Raw genomic sequence first — 25,068 nt, forward strand, 5'->3', positions numbered from 1 at the left:
AGCGCCCAAGCGGATCGGCTTGATTATCAATCCGCGCAGCCACGCCAACAAGACGAAGCCCGCCGATTTCTCCGAAGTGCTGGCGCGCTATCCTGAGGTGCAGGCGGCATCGCCGGACGGCTTACCCGAATTGCAGGCGACATTGACGCACTTCGCGGCCGATGGCGTGACACTGCTGATCGTCTGCGGCGGCGACGGCACTTTGCGCGACGTCGTCAGCGCGCTGCCGCAATCCTATCCGGGCCAAATGCCCGAAATCGCCATTCTCTCGGCCGGCAATACCAATCTTGCCGCCCGCGTTCTGGGCAGCGCCGGCAGCGACAGCGCCGCGCTGGAAAAGCTGCTTGCCGCCGCTGCGGCGAACCAGCTGACCCGAAAAGTCTGCCCGCTGCTGCAAGTCTCCTGGCCGGAGGAACCGGCGCGTGCACCCGTGCGCGGCTTCCTGTTCGGCGCCGCAAGCTTCACCGAGGTCAAGCGCGTGGCCAATGCCGCCGTGCATCGCAGCGGGCTGCGCCACGGCATGGAAGTCGCCGTCACCGTCACCGTCACGGCCCTGCGCGCGATTCTCGGCCGCGACCCCGCCATCAAAAAAGGCTGGCCGATGACCCTGACGGTAGGCGACCGCCCGGCCGTCGATGGCCAGCGGATGCTGGTCATGGCGACGACCCTGGACAGTCTCATGCTCGGCCTCTGGCCCTTCTGGGGCAAAGGCCAGGGCGGCATCCGCTGGCTGGATATCGACGCCTCCCCTCGCCGCCTTGCCGCCGGGCTGACCAATATGCTGATGCACCGGCCGAAACCCTGGATGCTGCGCGGCGGCTATCGCTCAGGCCGTGGCAATAGCCTGCGCCTGCTGCTGACCCAGCCTTTCATTCTGGACGGTGAGGCTTTCGAGCCGCGCGCCGGTGGCGTTTTGCTGTCCACGGCTGCCAGTGTCACGGTCGTCGCTCCGTGACATCCGATGCCGGCCGGGATCTTCAGTCCCTGGTCGCTGCGGAGCTTGATCGCCCTGCCCCGGCAGCGCTCGGCGCCCTGGTGCGGCAAATTCTCGACCGACATGGGCCAAGCGTCGCAGCCATTCTGTTCTACGGCTCCTGCCGGCGGACGAGCGATCTTACCGGACTCATCGATTTTTACGTTCTGTATGACGGGCATCGCGCCTTTCATCGCCGGACCATCCCGGCTGCTTTGAACGCGGCGCTGCCGCCCAATGTCATGCTGATGGCGCCGCCGGCAGGCGAGACCGGGCTGCGTGCCAAAGTCGCCATGCTGTCGGTCCGGCAATTCGCCCGCCGCGTGCGGCCCGGCTCGCTGGATACGACGATCTGGACGCGCTTCTCCCAGCCTTGCTCTCTGCTTTATGCGCGGGATGGCTCCGCGCGTCGGCGCGTGACCGATTTGCTGGCGGAAGCGGCCGAAACGGCTCTCGCCTGGGGGCATTGGCTGAACCCGGCAACCGCCGAGTCCGGGGCGTTATGGGAAGGGCTCTTCGCCCAAACCTATCGGGCGGAGCTGCGGCCGGAACGCGCCAACCAGCCAAGCGTTCTGTATGAGACCAATGCGGCCTGGTTCGACGCGCTGTTTCAATCGGGCGGAAAACCGGCATCCCAGGCGCCTTTCGGCGGCTGGACGCTGCGCCGCATCTGCGGCAAGCCGCTGAATTTGATGCGACTGGTGAAGGCCGCCTTCACCTTTACCGGCGGAGCCGATTATCTGCTGTGGAAGCTACAGCGCCACAGCGGTGTCCGCCTGGACCTGTCGCCCTGGCAGCGCCGCCACCCCATCCTGGCCGCCCCCGCCATTCTGTGGCGGCTGCGGCGGATGGGGGTTTTGCGCTAGGCGACGACCGCCGCGCCGACGATGCCAAGCTCCTCGCCGACCGCCGTAATGGCGTCCACCGCGAAGCGGATATCGGCCTCGCTATGGGCCGCGCTGACACTGGTGCGCAGCAGGGATTCGCGCGCCGGGGTCGCCGGCGGCAGCGCCAGATTGACGTAAAGACCGCGCGCCAGAAGCTTGTTCCAGAAGGCGACCGCAAGTTCCGGGCTGGTCAGCCGGACCGAAACGATGGGGCTCGGCGTCGGGCCGAGGCGGAATCCGGCCTTAGACAGTCCCTGATAGAGCGCGTCCGCATTTCGCATCAGCGTCCGCCGTAGCTCGGGCTTTGCCGCCATGACCTTGAAAGCCTGCGTTACGCTGGCCGCGATCGACGGCGGCATGGAGGCCGTGAACATATAGGCGCGGGATGCGACGCGCAGCACTTCGAACCCCGGCATGTCGGAGGCACAGAAGCCACCGATGCTGCCCAGGCTTTTGCTGAAGGTGCCGACGACGAAATCGACATCGGCCTCGACCCCGGCCACTTCCTGCAAGCCGCGCCCGTTCTCGCCCAGCACGCCCAGGGAATGGGCTTCGTCGACGAGGAGATAGGCGCCTGTTTCACGTTTGACAGCCGCGAATTCGGCCAGGGGCGCGACGTCGCCCAGCATGCTGTAGATACCCTCGACGACGATCAGCTTATCGCCCGGCTTGTCGGCCAGGAATTTCAGGCGGCGATAGAGGTCATCCGGGTCATTATGCCGGAAGCGCGTCACCTGGGCTTCCGACAGGCGCGAGCCGTCATAGATGCTGGCATGGCTGTCGGCGTCCAGCAGCAGGTGGTCATCCCGCCCGGCGAGCGCCGCCATGATGCCGAGATTGGCCTGATAGCCGGTGGTGAAGACCATGGCATCCTGCCGGCCCAGGAAGCTCGCGACCTGCTTTTCCAGGGCGACATGGGCGCTATAGGTGCCATTGGCGATGCGCGAACCGGTGGTGCCGGTGCCTTCGGTCTGCAACGCCGAGACGGCCGTCTCGATGCAGCTCTCATCGAAGGTCAGGCCCAGATAGTTATTGGTGCCGAGCAGAACCACGGTCTGGCCGTTCAGCCGGGCCGAGGTCGGCGAGAGGATTTCATCGAAGGCGACCGTGAAAGGATTGGTCCCGGCCGCCCGCAGCCCCGCCAGGGACTGCGTCAGATGTGCGTATTTCCCAAGCATGTCAGGCGGCTGTCCGCGCCTGTTCGGCTGTGATGGCCCGCGCCAGATCACCAACGGTCGCGATTTCGGCGACGGTATCGAGCGGAATGACGGTATTGAAGGCCGTCTCCAGCTCCATGATGAAGTCCATGACCGCGATCGAATCGAGATTGAGATCGCGCAGGATATTGGTCTCGGGCGTGACGGCATCCGCCATCGCGGGGGTCACGCCGTCCAGGGTGCGGATGACGGCGACGATCGTCGCGTTCACGTCCTTTTCGCTGGGCAAGGTCTGGTCTCCATGACTGACTGCGCCCGCAGCCATGGCATGACACGGGCGGCTCTATCGATTTTCTGGGCCTTCTCTATCACGAATGCTACTGGGTCGCATCCAGCCGTTCATGCATGGGCCAGAGCCCAGCCATGGGCGCCCGGCCAGCATGCGGCACGAGGATCGAGACGAAAGGATGCGGACTGAATGCTGCGGCCGATGGATCTTTGGCGCATCGCGATCATCAACCGCCCGCTGACCGCGATTCTGGCGGAAGGATTCGATGAGAGCGACGTCACCTGGGCGCCCGCGATGCCTGCGCAATCCTTCCGGGCCGACCCTTTCGGCCTGTGGCGCGACGGGCATCTGCATGTCTTCGCCGAAGGTTTCAGCTACCGCGACCGGCGCGGCTATATCGACCTGCTGATCTATGACGCGAACCTGACCCTGCGCGACAGCCGCACGGTGCTGCGCGAACCCTGGCATCTGTCCTACCCTTTTGTCTTCGAGGCCGGGGGCGAGACCTGGATGCTGCCGGAGGCCTTCCAGTCCGGCACGCTGACGCTGTACCGCGCGAAGCGCTTCCCCGATCAATGGGAGCCAGCCTGCCAGATCCCGCTCGATGGGGCGGCCATCGACGCGACGCCGTTCTTCTGGCAGGGCCGCTGGTGGCTGTTCTACGCGCCGTCGCACAGCAAGGCCGCGAAACAGAGCCATCTGCATATCGCCTATGCCGATCGCTTGACTGGACCGTGGCAGGTGCATCCCGGCAACCCGGTCCATATCAGCAACGCCAGCGCGCGGCCCGGCGGCACGCCCATTGTGCAAGGTGGATCGATCATCCTGCCGGTTCAGGATTGCCGTGGCACCTATGGCGCTGCCATCCGGCTACTAGAAATTTCGCAGATGGATGAAAGATCATTCGTGGCGAAAGATCGTGACGGATTGCAAGCGCCAGCCTGGATGGAACCCTATACGGACGGGCTGCACACGCTTTCGGCCGTCGGCGGCATGACGCTGCTGGACGTGAAACGGATGGACGCGTCGCTATCGGCCAAGACATCCCGGCTTTATCATATCCTTCGGCAGAAGCTGGCGCGCGCCGGATGAAGATCGCCTTTCTCTATAATCACGACGCCATTCATCAGATTCCGCATACCATCCCGGTGGCATCAAGCCTGGCCCAGCGCGGCATCGACGTTCATGTGCTGACATCAAGCGCCGAGCAGCGGGAAACGGCGGCAAGCCTGATCGCGCCGGGCGCGCAGATCACGTTCCATGACTTGACGCTGCGCTGGCCCGACCGCGCTGCCGATCGCCTGCTGCGGCCCATCGCACCCTATAAGCGCATCGCCATTCTGCGCGAACACGCGAGGCTTCTCGATACATTCGACGCCATCGTAGTGCCGGAAACGACGACGACGCTGCTGCGCACGCGCTTCGGCGTCACCCACCCGAAACTGATCTATATTCCGCATGGCGCCGGTGACGGCGCGGCGGGTTTCCGCAATACGACAAGAAATTTCGATCTTGTTCTTCTGTCAGGTGAGAAGGTGCGAGACCGCATGCTGTCCGGTGGACTGATCACCCCGGACAATCATGCCATCATCGGCTATCCGAAATTCGATATTTCACTCGGCCGTCCCGCCGAAAGATTTTTCGACAACGACCTGCCGACCGTCGTCTACAATCCGCATTTCAATCCACATATTTCATCCTGGTATCCCTCCGGACGCGCGGTGCTGGACTGGTTTGCGCGGCAGGACCGGTTGAACCTGATTTTCGCGCCGCATACCATGCTGTTCAAACGCGCTCTGCATATCACGCCCATTCACAAGCGCATCGGCTGGCGCGGCAGCCTGCCGAAATATTTGCGTCATCATCCACGCATCCATATCGATACCGGCAGCAGGCGGTCCGTCGATATGAGCTATACGCGCGCCACCGATATCTATCTCGGTGATGTATCAAGCCAGATCTATGAATGGATCGCGCGGCCGAGACCCGCGATTTTCTTCAATACGGGCGGGGAGGATCGCGCGGCCTCCCCCGATTTCGGCCATTGGTCGCTGGGTGACGTCATCCGCAGCGTCGCGGAATTGCCGGCGGTGCTGGACCGCGCGCTGGCTGACCCTGATGCGTTCAGGCCGCAACAGGAAGCGCGGCGCGATCTGACCTTTTCAATGACGGCAACACCGGCCGGCGAGCGGGGCGCGGAGGCTATTCTGGCGTTTATGGAGCGTTCTGCGCGTTCACCTGGGTAGATGGATCCCCGGGTCAAGCCCGGGGATAACAAGGAAATTTCTACTCCGCCGCCTTAGCGCCGGTCTCGGACGACACGGGTGCCACCGCCGTGGCACCCTTGGCCAGGCGGTTATAGGCGTCGAGTGCCGCGATCTTGTAGGCTTCCGCCAGCGTCGGATAGTTGAAAGTATTCTCGATGAAATATTCGAGCTTGCCCTTCAGGTTCAGCACCGCCTGACCGATATGGATCAGCTCCGTCGCACCTTCACCGACGATATGAACGCCGAGCAGGCGATGGGTGCGGATGGAGAAGATCATCTTCATCATCCCCGTTTCCAGACCCATGATATGGCCGCGCGAGGTCTCCCGAAACCGCGCGATGCCGCATTCATAGGGAATGCCCCGGCGCTGCACGTCTTCCTCGCTCATGCCGACCGTCGAAATCTCCGGCACGGCATAGATGCCGTAAGGGAAAAATTCGGGCGCCGGCGGCAGCGGCATATGGAAGGCGTGGCAGGCAGCAATGCGCCCCTGTTCCATGGAGGTTGAGGCCAGGCTGGGGAAGCCGATGGCATCACCCGCCGCATAGATATGCGGCACTTCCGTCTGCAAAGTCTGCGGATTGACCAGCAGGCGTCCGCGATCATCAGCCTTCAGCCCAGCCGCTTCCATATTGATGGAATCGGTGGCGCCCACACGGCCCGCGCAATAGAGCAGCATCTGGCTGCGCACGCGCCGCCCGCTTTCCAGGACCGTCACCGGCCAGCCGTCTTCCATGGTGATGGAGGCGACCTTGGACCCGAAGCGGATCGCCATATTGCGGTCACGCAACTGGTGGACGAAATCCTCGATGATCTCGTGATCGATGAAGTCCAGGAAGGTGCTGCGGCTTTCCACCAATGTCACAGCGACATCCAGCGCGCTGAAGATCGTCGCATATTCCACGCCGATGACACCGGCGCCGACCACCGTCAGGCTGCGCGGCAGCTTTTTCAGTTCGACGATCTCGTCACTGTCCAAAACGCTGACGCCATCGAAGGGCACGTCCTTCGGCCGATAGGGCCGGGTACCGACGGCGATAAGGATTTTCTCGCCGCGCACGAGGCTGACCTCGCCATGCTCGGCCGTCACTTCCACGGTATGCGGATCGACGAAGCGGGCCATGCCTTCCATGGTGCGGACGGAATTGCGGGCGAATTGATGCTCCAGAATATCCACCTCATGGTCCAGCGTCTTATGCAGACGCGCCATCAGGTCTTCGGCCGCAATGTCTTTCTTGACCCGATAGGCGCGACCATAGAAGCCGCGTTCCCGGTATCCGGTCAGATTGAGGACGGTTTCCCGCATGGTCTTGGACGGGATGGTGCCGGTATGAACGGACACACCGCCGACACGCCGGCCTTTTTCGATGACGAGAACGGAATAGCCCAGCTTGGCCGCCTGAATGGCGGCACGACGCCCGGACGGCCCGCTGCCGATGACGAGGAAGTCATATGCCAACACGCGATGTGTGTCCCTTCGCAGCTGCAACATCACTCTAGCACGACCGCGCGCCTATGAAACGCCCGGATCGTTGCCGCCCTGCCTGATCACCACTACGATTTCATGACCAATCCCCTGCAAGCCGCAGGGGCGATCCGGACCGAGGAAGCGACCATGGCGCATGAGCGCGTAGCTAAGCCGACCTTTGATTGGGCCGACCCGTTTCTGTTGGATGACCAGCTGACGGAGGAGGAGCGGATGGTGCGCGACACCGCACGCGACTTCGCCCAGGCAAGGCTCCAGCCAGGCATCATGGATGCCTATATGACGGAAAGCTTCGACCGCAAACTCATGGAGGAGATGGGAGCCCTGGGCCTGCTGGGCCCCACCATTCCGGCCGAGTATGGCGGCGCCGGTCTGGGCTATGTTTCCTACGGTCTGGTGGCCCGCGAAGTGGAGCGCGTGGACAGCGGCTATCGCTCGGCCATGAGCGTGCAGTCCTCCCTCGTCATGTATCCGATCCACGCCTATGGCTCGGACGCGCAGCGCATGAAATTCCTGCCCAAGCTGGCCTCGGGCGAATTCATCGGCTGCTTCGGCCTCACCGAACCCGATGCCGGGTCAGACCCCAGCGGCATGCGCACCCGCGCCGTGAAGGTGGCGGACGGCTATAGCCTGTCCGGCGCGAAAATGTGGATCAGCAACAGCCCCATCGCCGATGTCATGGTCGTCTGGGCCAAGTCCGACGCGCATGACGGCGCCATTCGCGGTTTCCTTCTCGAACGCGGCATGAAAGGCCTCACCACACCCAAGATCGAAAACAAGCTCAGCCTGCGCGCCTCCGTGACCGGAGAGATCGTGATGGATGAGGTCATCGTGCCGGAGGAAAACCTGCTGCCCGGCGTTTCCGGCATCAAGGGGCCTTTCGGCTGCCTCAACCGCGCGCGCTACGGCATCGCCTGGGGCACCATGGGCGCGGCCGAATTCTGCTTCCATGCCGCACGGCAATATACGCTGGACCGCAAGCAGTTCGGCCGCCCGCTGGCCGCGACCCAGCTTGTGCAGAAGAAGCTCGCGGATATGGAGACCGAAATCGCGCTCGGACTTCAAGCGGCGCTGCGCGTCGGCCGGCTGTTCGATGAGGGGCGGCTGGCGCCGGAAGCCATTTCCATCGTTAAACGCAACAATTGCGGCAAGGCGCTGGATATCGCCCGCGCCGCGCGGGATATGCATGGCGGCAACGGGATTTCCGCCGAATTCCATGTCATGCGCCACGCCGCCAATCTGGAAAGCGTGAACACCTATGAAGGCACGCATGACGTCCACGCGCTGATCCTCGGCCGCGCGATTACCGGTCTGGCGGCGTTCTGAGCCGAATGGAACCATCGTCACCCGCGGCTTCATGCCGCGGGTCTACCCGATTGGGCGCTCGCATACCGTGGCGGCGCCCAGAAGGGTAGATCCGCGCAACAAGTGCGCGGATGACGACTAAGAGGGAGCAGCCGCCTACCCATCGCCATAAGCGAAGCTAAGCCGCCCCGGCGACATAGGACCGCAATTCTTCGACTTCCATCTGCTGGGCATCCAGTCGCGCCTTCACGACATCGCCGATGCTGATGATGCCGATGAGCTGCCCGCCTTCCACGACGGGCAGGTGACGAAACCGCCCCTGGGTCATGATGCCCATCGCCTCCTCCACCCGCGTCTCGCGCGTGATGGTGCGCACCTCGCGCGTCATGACCGAGGATACCGGCAGGCCCAGCGCACCCGCGCCATGCACGGACAGCGCCCGCACGACATCACGCTCGCTCAGAATGCCGGCGAGGCTTGGCCCCTCCATCACCGGCAGCGCGCCGACCCGCCGCTCGGCCAGAATTTTGCAGACAGCTTCCAGGCTTTGCGCGCCCGTGATGGTCGCAACGTCGCGGCCTTTGCCTTTGAGGATCCTTTCCACCGACATGACCAAATCTCCCTGTTCCGGTGCAAGCCCGGCTGCGCTGGGTTTCTTGGCCCCATCTGGCGACAGCCGTTACAAATCATATCAGGCTCATGTCAGATTCGTTTCAAAATTCTGATGGGCTTCCGGCCCACATCTCTGCGAGCCATGCCGGCGAGAGCAGATTTTTTCCCGCCCATGTGTGGTTTTGGTTGCGCGATACGGGGCCGAGACGGTTCGATAGCAGCTGCACAATCGGGACAGACGCGCCATGGCTCAGCATCACGACATCCCCTTCACGCCGGAGACGATGATCCGCAGCGTCATGTCGGCGGCCTTCCCGCCGGTTCTGACCATCGATTCCGGCGATACCGTTACCCTTTCATCGCTGCCCGCCGGGGGTGCCAGCGCCTTTCCGCCCCACCCGGCCGATGTGCCGGAGATCTGGCGACAGGGCATCGCCGCCCATCCACGCGAGGGCGGCCATTTCCTGACCGGTCCGGTCTATGTGCGGGGTGCGATGCCCGGCGACACGCTGCAAATCGATATCCTGGACGCCAAGCCCTGCATCGATTTTGGTTTCGTCAGCATCATGCCGCTGGTCGGCACCCTGCCGGAAGAATTCGACTATGAGACCATCCACCCGACCATCGACCATGAGCGGCAGGTGATGACGCTGCCCTGGGGGACGGAACTGCCGCTGGACCCGTTCTTCGGCATCATGGCGGTGGCGCCGCCCGCCGCCTGGGGCGAGGTCAGCACCATCCAGCCCCGCGCCTTCGGCGGCAATATGGACAATAAGGAGCTGAAGCCGGGCGTGACGCTGTATCTGCCGGTCTTCAACGAAGGGGCCTTGTTCACGGCCGGTGACGGCCATGGCGTGCAGGGCGACGGCGAGGTCTGCGTCACCGCACTGGAAACAGCGCTGACCGGCACTTTCCGCCTGACGGTGCGTAAGGACATGAAGATCGAGCGGCCCTTCGCGGAAAGTGCCACCCATCTCATTTCCATCGGCCTGGACGAGGATCTGGACGACGCCGCCAAACAAGCGGTGCGGGAAATGGTCGACCATATCGCGGCCCGCACCAATCTCTCGCGCAACCAGGCCTATATGCTGTGCTCCCTGATCGGCGACCTGCGGGTGACGCAGACGGTCGACGGCAATAAGGGCTGCCATATGATGATGGCGAAGGACAATCTGTGACGCCTGTCCGCTAAAGCGCTTGCGCTCTTCGCCGGTACCAGACGGTGCCGGCGAAAAGCAGGCCCAGAATGCCGTAGCCGATGACGGGAGACAGCAGCAGGTAGCGGCCGATCGGCCAGACATAGACCAGCCAGACCATCACGGCCGTCTGCGCCACGAGGCCTAGTCCCCAAAGCAGAGTGAGGTGCCGGAAAAACTTGGCCCCGCGCTCGGTGGCGGCAAAATGCCCGAGCCTGGCGGCCGCGTCGCCGCCCTGGCGCGCGAAGATGGCGGCGGCCAGATGATAGATCAGCGGCTTCCTTAGCCCCAGACTGACAAGAAACACGACACCGATCAGGCCAGTGACCGCATTTTCACGGATCTGCAGCAGCTTCGGGCTGCCGCCCAGAAGTGTGGCCACCCCTGTCAGCAGAATGCCGCCGCCCACGATCATGCTGACGGCATCCAGCTTGCGGCTGCGCAGCAGTTCGATGGCGCTCCAGGCGAGTGGCGGCGCGGCCGAGCCGATCAGCGCCGTGGTATCCCCGTAATGCGGTGCCAGCCAGGAATAGACGGCCCAGGGCGCCAGGATATTCGCGGCCAATTCCAGGATCAGGTTGAGCGGAAGGCGTTTCACGGGCGACGTCCTCCCTGCTGCACACAGCTTTGCGGCACAAAGGTTAGTCTGCCGCTGTATCTTCGGCAACCGAGCCAGCGCGTGCAGCGAAAACCCACCCGTTCCGGCCTTCACGGCCTTTGCCCCGCAGGCCAGGCGGCCAGACGCCGACATCCGCACCCAGCGAATATGTTGACGCTGCAATGCCGACCGGATGTTATGCGGGATCGAATACCGCATTGGCTTTCATGCCGGACTGACACCAGGCGTCAGGTCCGGTAGTCAGGCCTGCCATGGACCCTAGGGACTGACTGATGATTCGTCTTATCCTGCTCCTGCTTGGAGCACGCTCGTTGCGGACGCATTGGTGGGTCTTCATTCTCCTGTCTCTTCTTTGCGTTGTCGCCGGCATCGTTTTTTCCTTGCACCTGTTCCATGTCGGCATCGTCGTCGTGACCGACATCATCGGTGGCCTGCTCATCCTGGAAGGATGCGTCCGTCTGGTGGCGCTCGCCGCGATCGGCTTTCCCAATGCGACCATCCCGGTGCTGAAATCGCTCGGCTTCCTCGCCCTCGGCCTGATGGCGATCGACGTGCCCTGGGACGACAATATCGTCGCCACCTTCATGCTGGGCGGCGCGCTGCTGCTGGATGGCCTGTTTCGCACGGCCGCCGCGATCGTCGTGCGCTCGGTGCGCTGGGTCCGCGCCACGGTTGCCGGCGTGATCGAAGTGATCATGGCCGCCATTATCTGGCTGCCCTATCCCCTGCCCTATCGGAATACGGTGCCGTTCTGCATCGGCGTCGCGCTGGTCGCCGCAGCCTGGAGCCTGGCCCATCTCGGCCTGCAACTGCGCCGCCTCAAGCCCGGAGAATCGGTCACCGAACTGCCGCTTTATGCCGGCCCCAACTGGCATGCGCGCGGCCTGCTGCATTCCTCCTACGAGGAGCCGGATTCCTGGACCAATGAGCACGGCCTCGTCGTCCATGTCTGGACGCCCTTGGGATCCATGCCCAATCCCCAGCGCCGCTTCCTGGTTGACCGGTATATCGCGGCTGCCGACAAGAACGGTGTGATTTCAACCGGCCATGCCGCCATGTCTCTGCCGCCGAACACCTATATCAGCCTGTGTCCGGCCAATGACATTGACCACTCGACCGGTGAATTCACGCGGCTGTTGCGCGCCACGGCGGAAAACGATGTGCCGGCGGCCTATCGGCCTTCCCTTGAAGAGGAATGCGAGGGCTGGCGCCGTCCCGACCGTGACATCGTCTTTCACCGCTACAACAGCGCGGCCCTGCGGTCCTTCCTGACCGACTACAAGGCCAAGCCGATCTATAACCTGACAAGCCGCAACTGCTCCTCGACCGTCGCCCTCGCGCTCGACGCGGCGGTCGAAGGCGCGCTCGGGCAGGACCGGCCCTGGCGCCGCCTGTTTCTTCTGCTCACCGACCCCGCGATGTGGCTGCTCGCCCTGTGGCGCGCGCGGGCGGAGGCCATGACCTGGACGCCTGGCCTGATCGTCGATTACGCGCAAACCCTGCAAAGCATCCTGGACGGCCGGCGCGAGACCTGGTTCGCCCGGCTTCGCGAAACGAGAGCCCAATACGTGCAACAACGCCGCCGCCTGATTTCGGAAGGTCATCAGACCCGCTCGAGCCTGCCCGCCATCATCTCGCTGATCGCGACCGGCCTGATCTTCGGCCTGACCTACGGCCTGACGGCGCCATTGATTGCCCTCGTGCTGCGCCAAATGGGTTTCGATGACAGTTTCATCGGCGCCAATGCCACCATGCATGCCCTGGGCGTCTTGCTGGTTGCGCCGATTCTGCCGAGGCTGGCCTGGCGGATAGGGCCGAAACTGCCCATCACCCTGGCTTTGCTGGGCGCCGCCATCCTGCTGGTTCTGTTTCCCGCCATGCCGACGGTCTGGCTGTGGTTTCCGCTGCGCCTCCTGCTGGGCGTCGTCTCGGAAACGATGTTTGTGATGTCCGAGACCTGGCTCAATCAGCTCAGCGACGACAAAAGCCGCACCCGGACGATTGCGAGCTATACCGTGGCGCTGTCCGCGGGCTTCGCGCTCGGGCCGCTTATTCTGACCTTCGCCGGCACCGGCGGCATGCTGCCCTTTCTTATTGCCGGCGGCCTCGCTTTAGTCGCGCTGCTCTCCATCGCCATGCCCTGGGTCCATGCGCCCTCCTTCGAGCAGCCCAGTCACGGCAATCCCCTGCGCTACCTTTACCTCGCGCCGGTTGCGTTGTTCGCCGCACTTCTGAATGCTGCGCTCGAGACCGCCGGCATGTCCTTCCTGCCGATCTATGCCATGCATGTCGGCTGGGGCGAGGAGGCGGCAACGCTTCTGCTCACGGTCCTGCTGATGGGTGCGATCGCGCTGCAATTGCCCATCGGCTGGCTGGGCGACCGGATGGATCGCCGCCGTCTGGCAATCGGCTTGGGCATCGCGTCCACCATCGGCGCCCTCATCTGGCCCCTGGCGATCCACTCGGCGATCTTCGCCTATCCGCTTCTCTTTGTCTGGGGCGGGGTTTTCGTCGGCATCTATACGGTGATGATGGCCCAGGTCGGCAGCCATTTCAAAGGCGGCGACCTGATCTCGATCTATGCCGTCATGTCCATTGCCTGGGGCGGGGGCGCCGCGATCGGACCCAGCGCCGCCGGTGCCGCGATGGAAATCACGACGCATGGCCTGCCCTATTTCGCGGCTTTGGCCTGCGGCCTTTTCACCATTCTGGCGATCGTCAAACGCAAGGGCATCTGACCTGGCGTCCCAGAGGCCGCGCGGTTGCGACCCCTGGGATCGTCATCAGAAGACCTGGAGCTTGAAGTCACTCGGCTCGGTCGGAGCCGAGGCCCGCAGAAGATCGACCGAGCGGCGCAGCCCTTCGATGCGGGAGAGGATGACATCCTCATGCTCGATCGACAGCCAGCCGTCATAGCCGGCCAGACGCAGGCGGTAGCAGAAGTCCCGCCACCAGCCCTCGCCATGGCCGAAGCCCAGCGTGATATAGCTCCAGGACCGCGCGGCGATATCGGTCAGCGACCCGTTTTCCAGCAGACTGGTCACGGCCTGGCGCGGCTTGTTGAGATAGGTATCCTTGGCGTGGCAATGCAGGATCGCCTCGCCCAGCGCGTCCACCGCCGCCAACGGATCGGCCCCCATCCACATCAGGTGGCTGGGGTCCAGATTGGCGCCAACAATAGGCCCGATTGCCTGCCGCAGCCGTAACAGCGCCGGGACGTTATAGACCAGCTGGTTGCCGTGGATTTCGACACAGAGTTTTTTCACGCCCTGTGCCTGCGCGAAAGAGGCGAGCTTGTGCCAATAGGGCAGCAGGACATCTTCCCACTGCCATTTCAGGATGGTCTGCGTCTCCGGCGGCCAGGAGGAAATGACCCAGTTGGGCAAGCGATCCCCAGGCCCCCCTGCCGGCAGGCCGGACATCAGCACGACGGTATCGACGCCAAGCGCGCCGGCCAGACGGATGGTGTCGTAAAGGGCCGCCGATTGGCGCTCCCCTTCCGTCGGGTGCAGCTGATTGCCATTGGCATTGAGCGCGATCAGGTCCAGGCCGCGCGCCGCGAAGGCGCGGCTGAACTGGCGCTGCTTCTCCACACTGGCCAGCACGCCCGGCAGGTCCAGATGCGGCGCGGCCGTCCAGTTGGCGGCATTGATCTCCACCCCCTCGATACCGAGGGAGGCCGCCGTATCCAGCATTTCCTCGAAAGGAAGATGGCCGAGACTATCCGAGACAACGCCGATTTTCATTACGCGGCCTGCCCGGCCGTCGTCGGCTCGCCACGATGGAGTTCGTGCTGAAGGGCGTTCAGCCCGGCGCCGCCGGCCATATGGAACATGAGGTCTTCCAGGCTGAGATCGGCACGCGGCGTATCCAGCTCAACCTCGCCCCGCGCCAGCACCATGAAATGGTCGCCGACCATATAGGCGTGATGCGGATTATGGGTGATGAAGATGACGCCGATCCCGTGCTCCCGCGCGGCTGTCGCGATATAGCGCAGTACGAGGCCGGATTGGGTCACGCCAAGGGCGGCCGTCGGTTCATCAAGGATCAGAACGCGGGCGCCGAAATGCACGGCACGGGCAATGGCGACGACCTGCCGCTGGCCACCCGACAGCGTGCCGACCGGCTGTTCCAGATCGGGGATATTGATGCCCATGCGCTCGACCTCGCGCTCCGCCGTCTGCTGCATGGTCTTGACGTCAAGACGCTTGAACAGACCAGACCCTTTGCGGATTTCGGAGCCGAGATAGAAGTTCCGCCACACGGACAGAAGCGGCACCAGCGCCAGGGTCTGATAGACGGCCGATATGCCGAGATCGAGCGCCTGGCGCGGCGAGGTGAAATGCTCGGGCTTGCCGTCCACCGCATAGGTACCCTGGTCATGGCCGATCAGCCCGGCGATGATGCTGATGAGCGTCGATTTGCCGGCGCCGTTATCGCCCAGGATGCAGGTCACCTCACCTTGGCGCACAGTCAGGCTGACATCGCGCAGCGCGCTGATATTGCCGTAGCTTTTGCCGACATTGGTCAGCTGAATGATGGGCGTATTGCTGCTTGTCATCTCACTTGCTCCGGCTCAGGGCGCGGATGCGCAGCCAACCGTTGAAGACGGTGGCGAGAAGCAGCATCGCTCCCACGAAGAACATGAACCAATCCGGATCCCAATCCGCGTAGATGACGCCTTCGGTGGTCATGCCGAAAATGAAGGCGCCGAGCGCAGACCCGGCAGCAGACCCGTAGCCGCCGGTGAGCAGGCAACCGCCGACGACGGCGGAGGCGATATACAGAAGCTCGTTGCCGATACCGGCACCGGACTGCACGGTGTCGTAAGCAAAAAGCATATGCATGCCGGTGAACCAGCAGGAGAAGCCCACGACCATAAACAGGCCGATCTTGACGCGCTTGACGGGAATGCCCACGGCGCGGGCGCTGTCGCCCTGGCCACCGACCGCGAAAATCCAGTTGCCGATGCGGGTGCGCAGCAGAACCCAGGTCGCGATGGCGGCGAAGATCAGCCAATAGACGATAGCGATGCTGACGCTGGTGCCGAAAACATGAAAGCTGGAAGCGAAGATGCGCTGGCCGAGATCGAACCCGTCCATGCCGCTGATATCGGCCGTCGCGACATTGCCTGTCACCAGCTTGGTGATGGCGATGTTAAGGCCTTGCAGCATGAGGAACGTCGAAAGCGTGACAAGAAAGCTATGCAGCTTGGTGCGGACGAGCAGATAGCCGTTCAAGGCGCCGATGCCGAGCGACAGAACCAAAGCCAGCAGCATGCCGATCCAGAGATTGCCCGTCACCTCGGTCGCGAACATCGAGGCGGCGAGCGATGATGACACGACTGCGACGCCGGCGCTGAGGTCGAACTCCCCGCCGATCATCAGCAAGGCGACGGCCACCGCCGGAATGCCGAGGATGGAAGCCTGGTAAAGCACGGTCGACAAAGCCGAGAGCTGGCGGAAGGGTGGCGCCATCACATAGAAAAACACAAAGACAAGAATAACGCCGCCCAAGGCACCGACTTCCGGTCGCTTCAGAATGCGTTTCCATAGCGGCGTCTGTTGTACCTGACGTCGCGCAACGCGTGTCTCCACGCTCTCCGTGATAGCGTTCACCTGATCCTCCTCCCGGCCGTCGCCGACCGAAACTTTTCTTCTTACAGTCTGCCACCGTCTATCGAGACCCATCCCAAATTCGTCATGGCCGGGCTTGACCCGGCCATCCAATCGTCGGGGCACCACAACGAATGGATCCCCGGGTCAAGCCCGGGGATGACGGCGTAAAAATGCGTGCGATCTGTTTTCCGATGGCACCATTTCAGTAAAGTTCGACAGACTTCAGCGCGTGCCGGCTTTCGCGAATTTCGCGACATCGGCGATATTGGAGCTATCGACGAAAGCCGGGCCGGTCAGAACCGGCTGGCCACCGCCGACGACATCGCCGTTCACCTTGTTCAGCCACAGGAAGTCAATCGCCAGATAGCCTTCGACGAACGGCTGCTGGTCGATCGCCCATTGCAGCTTGCCTTGCTGAATCAAGCTGACGGCGCGCGGTGTCAGATCAAACGTTCCGACCTTGGCCTGGCTGCCCGCCGTATCGGCCGCCTGAATGGCGGTCGGCGCGAAAGGTGCGCCCAGCGTCACGATGTAATCGACGCTCTTGTCCTGCTGCAGCTTGGCGACGATGCGGGACTGCGTCGCGGCCATGTCGTAACCGGGAACATATAGAACGTAGAAGCTACCCTTGAAAGTATCCTTGATACCGTCGCAACGCGCTTCCAGCTGAACCGCGCCCTGCTGCTGATCGACGCAGACAACGCTTTTGGCGCCGAGCTTGTTCAGCTTGTCGCCGACGGCCTTGCCGGCAATCGTCTCATCCTGCCCGACATAGGAGAGCAGGCCAGCGCTTTTCCAGGCATCCGTGCCGGCATTGAAGCCGATGACCGGAATATTGGCGGCGATGGCGGATTTGATCGTCGTTTCTTCGGCATCCGGGAAAGCGAGCGTAATCGCAATGCCGTCGACCTTCTGGGCCACGACATTGGTGACGAGTTGCGCTTCACCCGACGCGGTCGGGTTGGACAGATACAGGAGCTTGACGTGATCCTTCTTCGCCGCGGCATTCGCGCCCTTGCGGATGATATCCCAGAAGGTATCGCCGGGCTGGGCATGCGTGATCATGGCAAAGGTATATTCGTGCTCGGATTGCGCGAAAGCGCTTGCCGAATGCAGCGAGGTGGTAACCGCCAGGGCGGCAATGGCCGCTGAGCAGGCGGCAGCTTTACGCAGAATTGTTTTCATTCTTTTTGTTCCTTCCCTATTGCCTCTTTGGGCAATCAACGCAGACGCATCTGATTTTGATTTGGACTTTTGTTTGCGACGTACGAAGACAACTGGCGCGCGGCGACTGTCTGCCGGCTTTCTCTTTCTCCCGAAGGTTTTCTTCTTTTTTATAGTCTGATCGAGGTCAGTCAGCGTTTCAGTCGGGCGCCCGAGCGCGGCCCATCAGGCCGCCTCCTGCAGAAGCGGTTTTGGCCTATTTCGATCACAAATTCCAGTTTTTTATTTATATCGACCGCAAATTCCATACTGAGATGACTTGGCGAGTCAGTCTTACCAAGCCATCTCGTTGAAATTGCTCAAAACTCGCCGATGGGGCTGAAATTCAGTCCTGCAAATGGTCCCGCAAGGTCGATCCCGCATAGGTTTTTCGGAACACCCCGCGCTCCTGCAGAATGGGTACCACAGACCGGCAGAACTCCTCATACATGCCGGGGAAGGTGGTGGGCGTCAGAATGAAGCCGTCACAGGCATGGTCCTGGAACAGGTCGCAGAGGCGGTCAGCCACCATTTCAGGCGTTCCGACCAACTGCGGGCAGAGTTCGCTGGTCGCGAAACGTCGCGCCGCCTGGCCCAAGGTCAGGCCCTCGGCCTCGGTCCCTTGCAGGATGACATCGACAGAGCCGCGCGACCCGAGTTCGGTCGCCACGTCCTGAAGCGGCATGTCCGGGTCATGGCTCGACAGATCGACGCCGATCTGCCCCGAGACGCAGGCCATGCCGATCTGGGTATGCACCAGTTCATTGACGTAATGCGCCCGCTCGCGCGCGATGCTTTCGGTCTCGCCCAGCACCACGTCGATGGAGGGCAGCACGACGCAGCTTTCCGGCGCGCGGCCGAAACGCGCCATCCGGCCTTTGAAATCGGAATAGAAAGCCTGCATGTCGCTTTTCTGGTGCTGTAGCGTGAAGATGATCTCTCCCCAGCGCGCGCCGAAATCCCGTCCCCGGTCGGAGCTGCCGGCCTGCATGATGACCGGCCGTCCCTGCGGGCTGCGCGGCACCGTCAGCGGTCCGCGCGTCTTGATCCAGCGGCCTTCGTAATTCGCGTAATGGACCTTGGACGGGTCCACGAAGCGGGCGTTCTTCTTGTCCAGCACCAGGGCGCCGTCTTCCCAGGAATCCCACAGCGCGCCGCAGGCCTCCAGCACCTCATCCGCCCGGTCATAGCGCTCAGCGCGGCTGGGCATTTCGGCCAGGCCGAAATTCTTCGCTTCCAGCGAGGAATGGGAGGCAACGACATTCCAGGCGACCCGGCCACGGCTCATATGGTCCAGCGTGCCCAACATGCGGGCAATCTGATACGGATTGTAGAAGGTGGTCGAATAGGTCAGGCCGAGGCCGATACGCTCCGTCACCCGCGCCATGATGGGCAGGATGACCGAAGGGTCGAGCAGGCAAAGCTGGCCGCCGCGCTCCAGCATCGTGTCATAGCTATTGGCATAGGTGTCATAGATGCCAAGAATATCGGCAAAGAACAGGGCGTCGAAGCAGCCCGCCTCCAGAACGCGGGCGATATGCTCGTACCGCTCCGGCGTCAGAATGCCGTCGATATCGGTCTCTGGGTGCCGCCAGGCGCCATGATGGTGACAGGTCGGTCCTGTCATCAGAAAGGCCACCAGATGCATCTTCCGTTGCGTCATCGTCCGTCCGATCATGTCTGCCGAAGAGTATCGGCAAACTGAGCAAGATCGGTACCGCAGACGCAAGACGGCGCGGTGGTGTGCCGCGCCGTCTTTAGCCTGAAGCCATTATGTCGCGGCGATCAGACCGGCGCCGTCATGACGCCATCAAGCCGGCGCCACAGTCCTTGCGGATTGGCGTCCTGCAAGGCCGCCGGCAGCAGCTCTTCCGCGACATTCTGGTAGCAGACCGGCCGCAGGAAGCGGCGGATGGCCAGCGTGCCGACCGATGTGGTGCGCGCGTCCGAGGTTGCCGGGAAAGGCCCGCCATGCACCATGGCGTGACAAACCTCCACGCCCGTCGGCCAGCCGTTGATGAGGATACGCCCGGCCTTGGTCTCCAGCACCGGCAGCAGGGCCGTGAACAGCGCCTCGTCATCCTCCGTCATATGCACGGTGATGGTCAGCTGGCCTTCCAGCCCCTGGATCAGACGAGCCAAGGCCATGAGATCGGCATCCGCCACCAGCAGGCCGGCCGCACCGAAAACCTCGTCCGCCAGATGCGGCGTCTTCGCGAAAGTGGCGGCGTCGGTGCCGAAGAAGGCGGCACCCGCTTTCCCCTCGGCCTTATGCCCCTCGCCCAGCGCCTTGACGCCCGCCGAACCGGCCAGCTTGGCGACGCCCTTCTCATAGGCCGCCAGAATGCCCTTGTGCAGCATGACGCCGGCCGCCGCGTCACCCATGGCCTCACCAGCCGCCGTCACGAAAGCATCCAGGCCATCAGACGGAATGGCCAGCAGCAGGCCCGGATTGGTGCAGAACTGCCCGGCGCCCATGGTCAGCGAGCCCACGAAAGCCTTGCCCAAAGCCGCGCCATTGGCCGCCAGCGCGCCGGGCAGAAGCAGGACAGGGTTGATGCTGCTCATCTCGGCATAGACCGGGATCGGCTCATGCCGGGCCGCCGCGATCTTGCCGAGGGCGAGGCCGCCGGCGCGACTGCCAGTGAAGCCCACGGCCTTGATATGCGGATCGGCAACAAGCGCCGTGCCCAAAGCATCGCCGACGCCGAAGAGGAGTGAGAAAACGCCCTCGGGCAGGCCCGCTTCCTTCACGGCCGCCTGCACCGCACGGCCGACCATTTCGGACGTGCCAGGGTGCGCCGGATGCGCCTTCACCACCACCGGACAGCCGGCGGCGAGCGCCGAGGCCGTATCACCACCCGCGACCGAGAAGGCGAGCGGGAAGTTGCTGGCGCCGAACACCGCCACAGGCCCGAGCGGGATCATGCGCATGCGCAGGTCCGGCCGGGGCAGCGGCTTGCGATCCGGCAATGCCGGGTCCAGCCGCACGTCCTGCCAGCTGCCTTCCCGCACTTCCTGCGCGAAGAGGCGCAACTGGCCCACGGTGCGGCCACGCTCGCCTTCAATCCGGCCGCGCGGCAGGCCGGTCTCGGCACAGGCGCGGTCGGTCAGCGCATCGCCCAGCGCGTCGATCTTGGCGGCGGCGAGTTCCAGGAATTTGGCGCGAATCTCGGGCGAGGCCGCGCGATAGGGGGCGAAGGCCTCGTCGGCCAGTATGCAGGCGCGGGCGACATCGGCTTCCGTCGCGCTGCCATAAGCGGGGTCCAAGGCCGCGCCACTGGCGGCATCATACCCCGTGAAGCTCTGGCCGGTGCCGCGCAATGCGCCGGCCCCGATCAGCATCTCTCCGGTCAAGCTCATGCGTCTCTCCTTTGTGTCAGGCTCAACGCTCACTTGCCCCAGCGCAGGACAAGCGGATCAAGCCGCTTGGCGGCATCCAGCAAGCCGGCCCGCGTTTCCGGCGACAGCGGCACCAGCGGGTGGCGCGGCGCATCGCAGGCGATGATGCCGCCTTCCTTCATCAAAGCCTTGCAGGCCAGCAAGCCGCCCTGCCGGTTCTCGTAATTGATCAGCGGCAGCCAGCGGCCGTAGCGCTCCACCGCCGCTTCCCGGTTCCCTGCCAGATAGTCATGAATGATGGGTTTCAAACCGTCGGCATAGGCGCCGGCCGTCATGGCGCCGGTGGCGCCCGCGTCCAGATCGGCCAGCAGGGTAATCGCCTCTTCACCGTCCCAGGGGCCTTCGATGGCGTCGCCGCCCAGGCGAATGATCTCGCGCAGCTTCGACGCCGCCTGCGGCACCTCGATCTTGAAATAGGAAACCTGTTCGATTTCCGTCGCCATGCGCGCCAGGAAGGGTGCCGAAAGCGGCGTGCCGGCGACGGGCGCGTCCTGAATCATGATCGGAATGTCGATCGCGTCCGAGACGGTCTGGAAATAGCTGTAGATCGCGGCTTCCGGCACGCGGAAGGTAGCACCATGATAGGGCGGCATGATCATGACCATGGCCGCCCCCAGATCCTGGGCGCGCTTGCTGCGTTCCGCCGTGACGCGGCTGCTGAAATGGGTCGTCGTCACGATAACGGGAATACGGCCGGCGACCTGCTTCAAAATCGCGACCGTCAGCATGTCCCGCTCCTCATCCGACAGCACGAACTGCTCGGAGAAATTGGCGAGAATACAGATGCCGTCGGAGCCGGAATCGATCATGAATTCGATGACCCGCAGCTGGCCGGCAAGATCGATGGTGCCGTCCTCATGAAAGATCGTGGGGGCCACCGGGAAAATGCCCGTATAGCGCCGTGTGATATCTGCCATTGTTTCGTTCCTTCCCTTTGTTTTTTTATCAGTGGTTGTCGCGCGGTACTGCGGCACCGCTGCGACCGACCAGGAAATCCAGGTCCGCACCTTTATCGGCCTGTAGCACATGATCGATATAGATCTTGGTATAGCCACGATCGGCGGCGGGCGCGGGCGGTACCCAGGCCGCGCGCCGCTGCGCCAGGTCTTCAGCGGAGACATGCAGATGCAGGCTGCCGGCCGCCACATCCAGCGTGATCCTATCGCCGTTCCGCACCAAGGCCAGCGGGCCGCCGGCAGCGGCCTCGGGCGCCACATGCAGCACCACCGTGCCGTAAGCGGTGCCGGACATGCGCGCATCCGAAATACGAATCATGTCGCGCACGCCCTGCTGCAACAGCTTGTGCGGCAACGGCATATTGCCGACCTCGGCCATGCCCGGATAGCCTTTCGGGCCGCAATTCTTCAGCACCATGATGCAGGAGGCGTCGATATCCAGATCATCGTCATCGACGGCCGCGTGCATCTCCTCGACATTTTCAAACACGACAGCCCGGCCGGTATGGTTCATCAATTCCGGCGAAGCGGCGGAAGGCTTGATGACCGCCCCATTCGGGGCCAGATTGCCGCGCAGAATAGCGATGCCCGCATCCGGCTTGAAGGGTTCGGCGAAGGGCGTGATGACCTCCGCATTCCAGTTTTCGGCCTTGGTGACATTCTCCCCGATGCTGCGGCCATTCGCGGTCAGCGCGCCTTCGTGCAGCAGCCCCTGCTCGATCAGGGATTTCAGCACCACCGGCAAACCGCCGGCGTAATAGAAATCCTCCATCAAAAACTGCCCTGACGGCATCAGGTTCACCAGGCAGTGAACCCCTTTCCCAAGCCGGTCGAAATCATCCAGGGACAGATCGACGCCGATGCGTCCGGCGATGGCCAGAAGATGCACCACGGCATTGGTTGACCCGCCAATCGCCGCCAGCGTGCGAATGGCATTCTCGAAAGCCTCGATGGTCAGGATTTTGGATAGCGTCAGATCTTCATTGACCATTTCAACGATGCGGCGGCCGGAAAACCGGGCCAGCTCGTTGCGCCGTGCATCCACGGCGGGAATGGCCGCATTGCCGGGCAGAGATACGCCCAGTGCTTCGACCATGCTGGCCATGGTGGAGGCCGTGCCCATTGTCATGCAATGGCCGGAGGAGCGGTTCATGCCGGCTTCCGCCTCATGAAATTCCTCGAGTGTTATCTCACCGGCGCGCAGCTGCTCGCTCATGGAAATGATATTGGTGCCGGAGCCGATGATCTTGCCGCGATAGACACCGCGCAGCTGCGGCCCACCGGAAACGCCGATGGTCGGCAGGTCAGCCGATGCCGCGCCCATCAGCAAGGCCGGAGTTGTCTTGTCGCAGCCCATCAGCAGAACGACACCGTCCAGCGGATGCGCGCGCACGGCTTCCTCCACGTCCATGGACGCCAGATTGCGATACAGCATGGCCGTCGGCCGCATCGTCACCTCGCCCAGCGACGAGACCGGAAATTCCAGCGGAAAGCCGCCGGCATCCAGAATGCCGTAGCGGACATGTTCGGCGATGGTGCGGAAATGGGAATTGCAGGGGTTAAGTTCAGACCAGGTATTGCAGATGCCGATCACCGGCCGGCCTTCGAACTGATCCTGGGGAAAGCCCCGGTTTTTGAGGAAGGACCGGTAGTAAAATCCCATCTTGTCCTGCCGCCCGAACCATTCCTGGCTGCGCAGGGGCTTCTTTGTCGTCATGGCATCCGTTTCCGCTTATTGCTGTTCTACGGTCATCGTCTTGGCGCGAATGTTCGGATGATAACGCGCCCATGCGGGCTCCGCTACCGGGGCAGGCGCAATTAATCCCAAGTTTTCAATCGCCGGGCTGAACGGCTTCCCCCGCGCGACCGCCGATCTCGCGATGGCTTTCCTGAATGCCAAGAACCAGAACGGCAGCGGCCGCCGCCGGCACGGCCAGCGCGAAGAAGGCACCCTGCCAGCCGAGCCAGCTTATCATGGTGCCGCCGAAGAAGCCGGACAGCGCACCGCCCACGCCCTGGATGGTATTGAGCGCGCCGAGCGCCGTCTGCGTCCGGCCCGTGCCCCAGGTGAGGTCCGCCACCACAACCGGAATGGCAACGCCGATCAGGCCGGAACTGATACCGTCCATGATCTCCGCCAGGATCAGCACCCAGGGGTCGGTCGTGAAGGCAGAGAGGACCGCGCGCAGCGGCAGGACCAGGCAGGCAATGGTGAGCAGCCGGCGGCGGCCCCGCCGATCCGCCAGATGCCCGGCCCAGAGCGCGACCGGAATCATGACGCCCTGGGCGATGACGACATAGGCGGCAAGCCAGCTGGTGCCGTCATGTCCGGCGACGACCAGGCGCTGGCTGATCAGCGCCAGCATGTAGCCATTGGCGAGGTTGAACAGCGTCAGCGCCACGGCCAGGCGCATCAGGCCGCCATTGCGCAGGATATCGCGCATGGCGGAGCGATGCTCGACATGGTCTGCCTCGCCCTCTTCCCAGCCATGGGCGCGGCGGCCGTTGAAGGACCGCGCCGGGGTCGCGAAGATCGCAATAATGGCGCCGAAGGCCATGGTGCCGAAAACCCAGAAGGGTGCGGTCGGCCCCAGGATCGACCCCAGGCCGATGATCAGCAAAGCGGCCGTGACAATGCCGGCATGGTTGAAAGCCTGATTACGCCCCTGCTGCTGCGGAAAGCGGTTTTTGCCGACGATGCCGAGGGTGAACAGCGTCAGAGCGGGCAGCATCAGCGTACCGCCGGCACCCGTCAGGCATTGCGAGACGATGACCCAGAACAGCCCGTGCCACTGCACGATGATGGCCGTGCCGAGCAGAATGGCGCCGCAGGCCGCCGCCAGTACCACGCGCGGATAGCGGGTATGGTCGACGATGGCGCCCGCCGGCCCGTTCAGCAGCAGAGCGAAGAGACCGATCACGGTCATGACCGAGCCGACGCGCGCCGGGCTCCACCCACCCTGCCAGGCCAGCCAGGTCGCCAGAAACGGACCCAGCCCGCCCTGGATATCGCCGGTGAAGAAATTGATCAGGGCGAGGTGCATGGAAGCAGAGATCAAAGCGGGGCGATCCTCAGGTGGGGCGCGTCACCATAGATG

21 protein-coding genes are annotated in these 25,068 nt (G+C 63.5%); 7 read left to right on the plus strand and 14 right to left on the minus strand.

What is annotated here, in order from left to right; all coding sequences use genetic code 11:
• Positions 1-19: 19 nt before the first annotated feature.
• Together ASILVAE211_RS08365 and ASILVAE211_RS08370 are read left to right on the plus strand one after the other, a co-directional pair.
• A complete protein-coding gene (locus tag ASILVAE211_RS08365) occupies positions 20-955 on the plus strand; it encodes an acylglycerol kinase family protein (protein ID WP_227320854.1) in 936 nt (311 codons plus the stop codon).
• Positions 952-1,839, plus strand: a complete 888-nt coding sequence (locus ASILVAE211_RS08370) for a hypothetical protein (RefSeq protein WP_227320855.1) — start codon at positions 952-954, stop codon at positions 1,837-1,839. The genes ASILVAE211_RS08365 and ASILVAE211_RS08370 overlap by 4 nt, the downstream gene beginning before the upstream one ends.
• Here ASILVAE211_RS08370 and spt read toward each other — a convergent pair.
• Positions 1,836-3,038, minus strand: coding sequence for a serine palmitoyltransferase (gene spt / locus ASILVAE211_RS08375; protein WP_227320856.1), 1,203 nt, complete (start codon positions 3,036-3,038; stop codon positions 1,836-1,838). The genes ASILVAE211_RS08370 and spt overlap by 4 nt on opposite strands.
• Before the next feature lies 1 nt (position 3,039).
• The gene (locus ASILVAE211_RS08380) at positions 3,040-3,306 is read right to left on the minus strand and encodes an acyl carrier protein (RefSeq protein ID WP_227320857.1); all 267 of its coding nucleotides are present in this window, start codon (positions 3,304-3,306) and stop codon (positions 3,040-3,042) included.
• Positions 3,307-3,495: 189 nt separating this feature from the next.
• On the opposite strand from ASILVAE211_RS08380, the gene ASILVAE211_RS08385 reads away from it, so the two are divergent.
• Together ASILVAE211_RS08385 and ASILVAE211_RS08390 are read left to right on the plus strand one after the other, a co-directional pair.
• Positions 3,496-4,398: a glucosamine inositolphosphorylceramide transferase family protein gene (locus ASILVAE211_RS08385; protein WP_227320858.1), complete on the plus strand. Its 903-nt coding sequence runs from the start codon at positions 3,496-3,498 to the stop codon at positions 4,396-4,398.
• Positions 4,395-5,552, plus strand: coding sequence for a glycosyltransferase (locus tag ASILVAE211_RS08390; protein ID WP_227320859.1), 1,158 nt, complete (start codon positions 4,395-4,397; stop codon positions 5,550-5,552). The genes ASILVAE211_RS08385 and ASILVAE211_RS08390 overlap by 4 nt, the downstream gene beginning before the upstream one ends.
• Before the next feature lie 40 nt (positions 5,553-5,592).
• Here the strand turns inward: ASILVAE211_RS08390 and sthA are convergent, their stop codons facing one another.
• Positions 5,593-7,035 carry a Si-specific NAD(P)(+) transhydrogenase gene (gene sthA / locus ASILVAE211_RS08395; RefSeq protein ID WP_227320860.1) on the minus strand — a complete coding sequence of 481 codons (1,443 nt, stop codon included), beginning with the start codon at positions 7,033-7,035 and terminating at the stop codon, positions 5,593-5,595.
• A 102-nt stretch (positions 7,036-7,137) separates the two neighbouring features.
• Between sthA and ASILVAE211_RS08400 the strand changes: the two genes are divergently transcribed.
• Positions 7,138-8,385: an acyl-CoA dehydrogenase gene (locus ASILVAE211_RS08400; RefSeq protein WP_456304489.1), complete on the plus strand. Its 1,248-nt coding sequence runs from the start codon at positions 7,138-7,140 to the stop codon at positions 8,383-8,385.
• Positions 8,386-8,542: 157 nt separating this feature from the next.
• On the opposite strand, the gene ASILVAE211_RS08405 is transcribed toward ASILVAE211_RS08400, so the two are convergent.
• A complete protein-coding gene (locus tag ASILVAE211_RS08405; RefSeq protein WP_227320861.1) occupies positions 8,543-8,974 on the minus strand; it encodes a CBS domain-containing protein in 432 nt (143 codons plus the stop codon).
• 247 nt (positions 8,975-9,221) lie between these two features.
• On the opposite strand from ASILVAE211_RS08405, the gene ASILVAE211_RS08410 reads away from it, so the two are divergent.
• Positions 9,222-10,154 (plus strand): acetamidase/formamidase family protein, encoded by a 933-nt coding sequence (locus ASILVAE211_RS08410; protein WP_227320862.1) that lies wholly within the window; start codon positions 9,222-9,224, stop codon positions 10,152-10,154.
• Positions 10,155-10,164: 10 nt separating this feature from the next.
• On the opposite strand, the gene ASILVAE211_RS08415 is transcribed toward ASILVAE211_RS08410, so the two are convergent.
• Positions 10,165-10,770, minus strand: a complete 606-nt coding sequence (locus tag ASILVAE211_RS08415) for a VC0807 family protein (RefSeq protein WP_227320863.1) — start codon at positions 10,768-10,770, stop codon at positions 10,165-10,167.
• Between the two features lie 293 nt (positions 10,771-11,063).
• Here ASILVAE211_RS08415 and ASILVAE211_RS08420 point away from each other — a divergent pair, with 293 nt between their 5' ends.
• On the plus strand, positions 11,064-13,529 hold the full coding sequence (locus ASILVAE211_RS08420; protein ID WP_227320864.1) for an MFS transporter: 2,466 nt from the start codon (positions 11,064-11,066) through the stop codon (positions 13,527-13,529).
• Positions 13,530-13,574: 45 nt separating this feature from the next.
• Here the strand turns inward: ASILVAE211_RS08420 and ASILVAE211_RS08425 are convergent, their stop codons facing one another.
• The 9 genes from ASILVAE211_RS08425 to ASILVAE211_RS08465 form a co-directional block, all read right to left on the minus strand.
• Positions 13,575-14,537 carry a sugar phosphate isomerase/epimerase family protein gene (locus ASILVAE211_RS08425; RefSeq protein WP_227320865.1) on the minus strand — a complete coding sequence of 321 codons (963 nt, stop codon included), beginning with the start codon at positions 14,535-14,537 and terminating at the stop codon, positions 13,575-13,577.
• A complete protein-coding gene (locus tag ASILVAE211_RS08430) occupies positions 14,537-15,352 on the minus strand; it encodes an ATP-binding cassette domain-containing protein (RefSeq protein ID WP_227320866.1) in 816 nt (271 codons plus the stop codon). The genes ASILVAE211_RS08425 and ASILVAE211_RS08430 overlap by 1 nt, the downstream gene beginning before the upstream one ends.
• Position 15,353: 1 nt before the next feature.
• The gene (locus ASILVAE211_RS08435; protein WP_227320867.1) at positions 15,354-16,409 is read right to left on the minus strand and encodes an ABC transporter permease; all 1,056 of its coding nucleotides are present in this window, start codon (positions 16,407-16,409) and stop codon (positions 15,354-15,356) included.
• Positions 16,410-16,631: 222 nt separating this feature from the next.
• Positions 16,632-17,594: a substrate-binding domain-containing protein gene (locus ASILVAE211_RS08440; protein ID WP_227320868.1), complete on the minus strand. Its 963-nt coding sequence runs from the start codon at positions 17,592-17,594 to the stop codon at positions 16,632-16,634.
• 364 nt (positions 17,595-17,958) lie between these two features.
• On the minus strand, positions 17,959-19,275 hold the full coding sequence (locus ASILVAE211_RS08445; protein ID WP_227320869.1) for an LLM class flavin-dependent oxidoreductase: 1,317 nt from the start codon (positions 19,273-19,275) through the stop codon (positions 17,959-17,961).
• A 122-nt stretch (positions 19,276-19,397) separates the two neighbouring features.
• Positions 19,398-20,975 (minus strand): aldehyde dehydrogenase (NADP(+)), encoded by a 1,578-nt coding sequence (locus tag ASILVAE211_RS08450; RefSeq protein WP_227320870.1) that lies wholly within the window; start codon positions 20,973-20,975, stop codon positions 19,398-19,400.
• Positions 20,976-21,004: 29 nt separating this feature from the next.
• Positions 21,005-21,931, minus strand: a complete 927-nt coding sequence (locus tag ASILVAE211_RS08455; RefSeq protein ID WP_227320871.1) for a dihydrodipicolinate synthase family protein — start codon at positions 21,929-21,931, stop codon at positions 21,005-21,007.
• Between the two features lie 28 nt (positions 21,932-21,959).
• Positions 21,960-23,687: an IlvD/Edd family dehydratase gene (locus ASILVAE211_RS08460; protein WP_227320872.1), complete on the minus strand. Its 1,728-nt coding sequence runs from the start codon at positions 23,685-23,687 to the stop codon at positions 21,960-21,962.
• Between the two features lie 115 nt (positions 23,688-23,802).
• Entirely contained in the window at positions 23,803-25,029 is a 1,227-nt protein-coding gene (locus tag ASILVAE211_RS08465) for an MFS transporter (RefSeq protein ID WP_227320873.1), read from the minus strand.
• Positions 25,030-25,068 lie beyond the last annotated feature (39 nt).

It is taken from the genome of Acidisoma silvae (assembly GCF_020618775.1).
Lineage (GTDB): Bacteria > Pseudomonadota > Alphaproteobacteria > Acetobacterales > Acetobacteraceae > Acidisoma > Acidisoma silvae.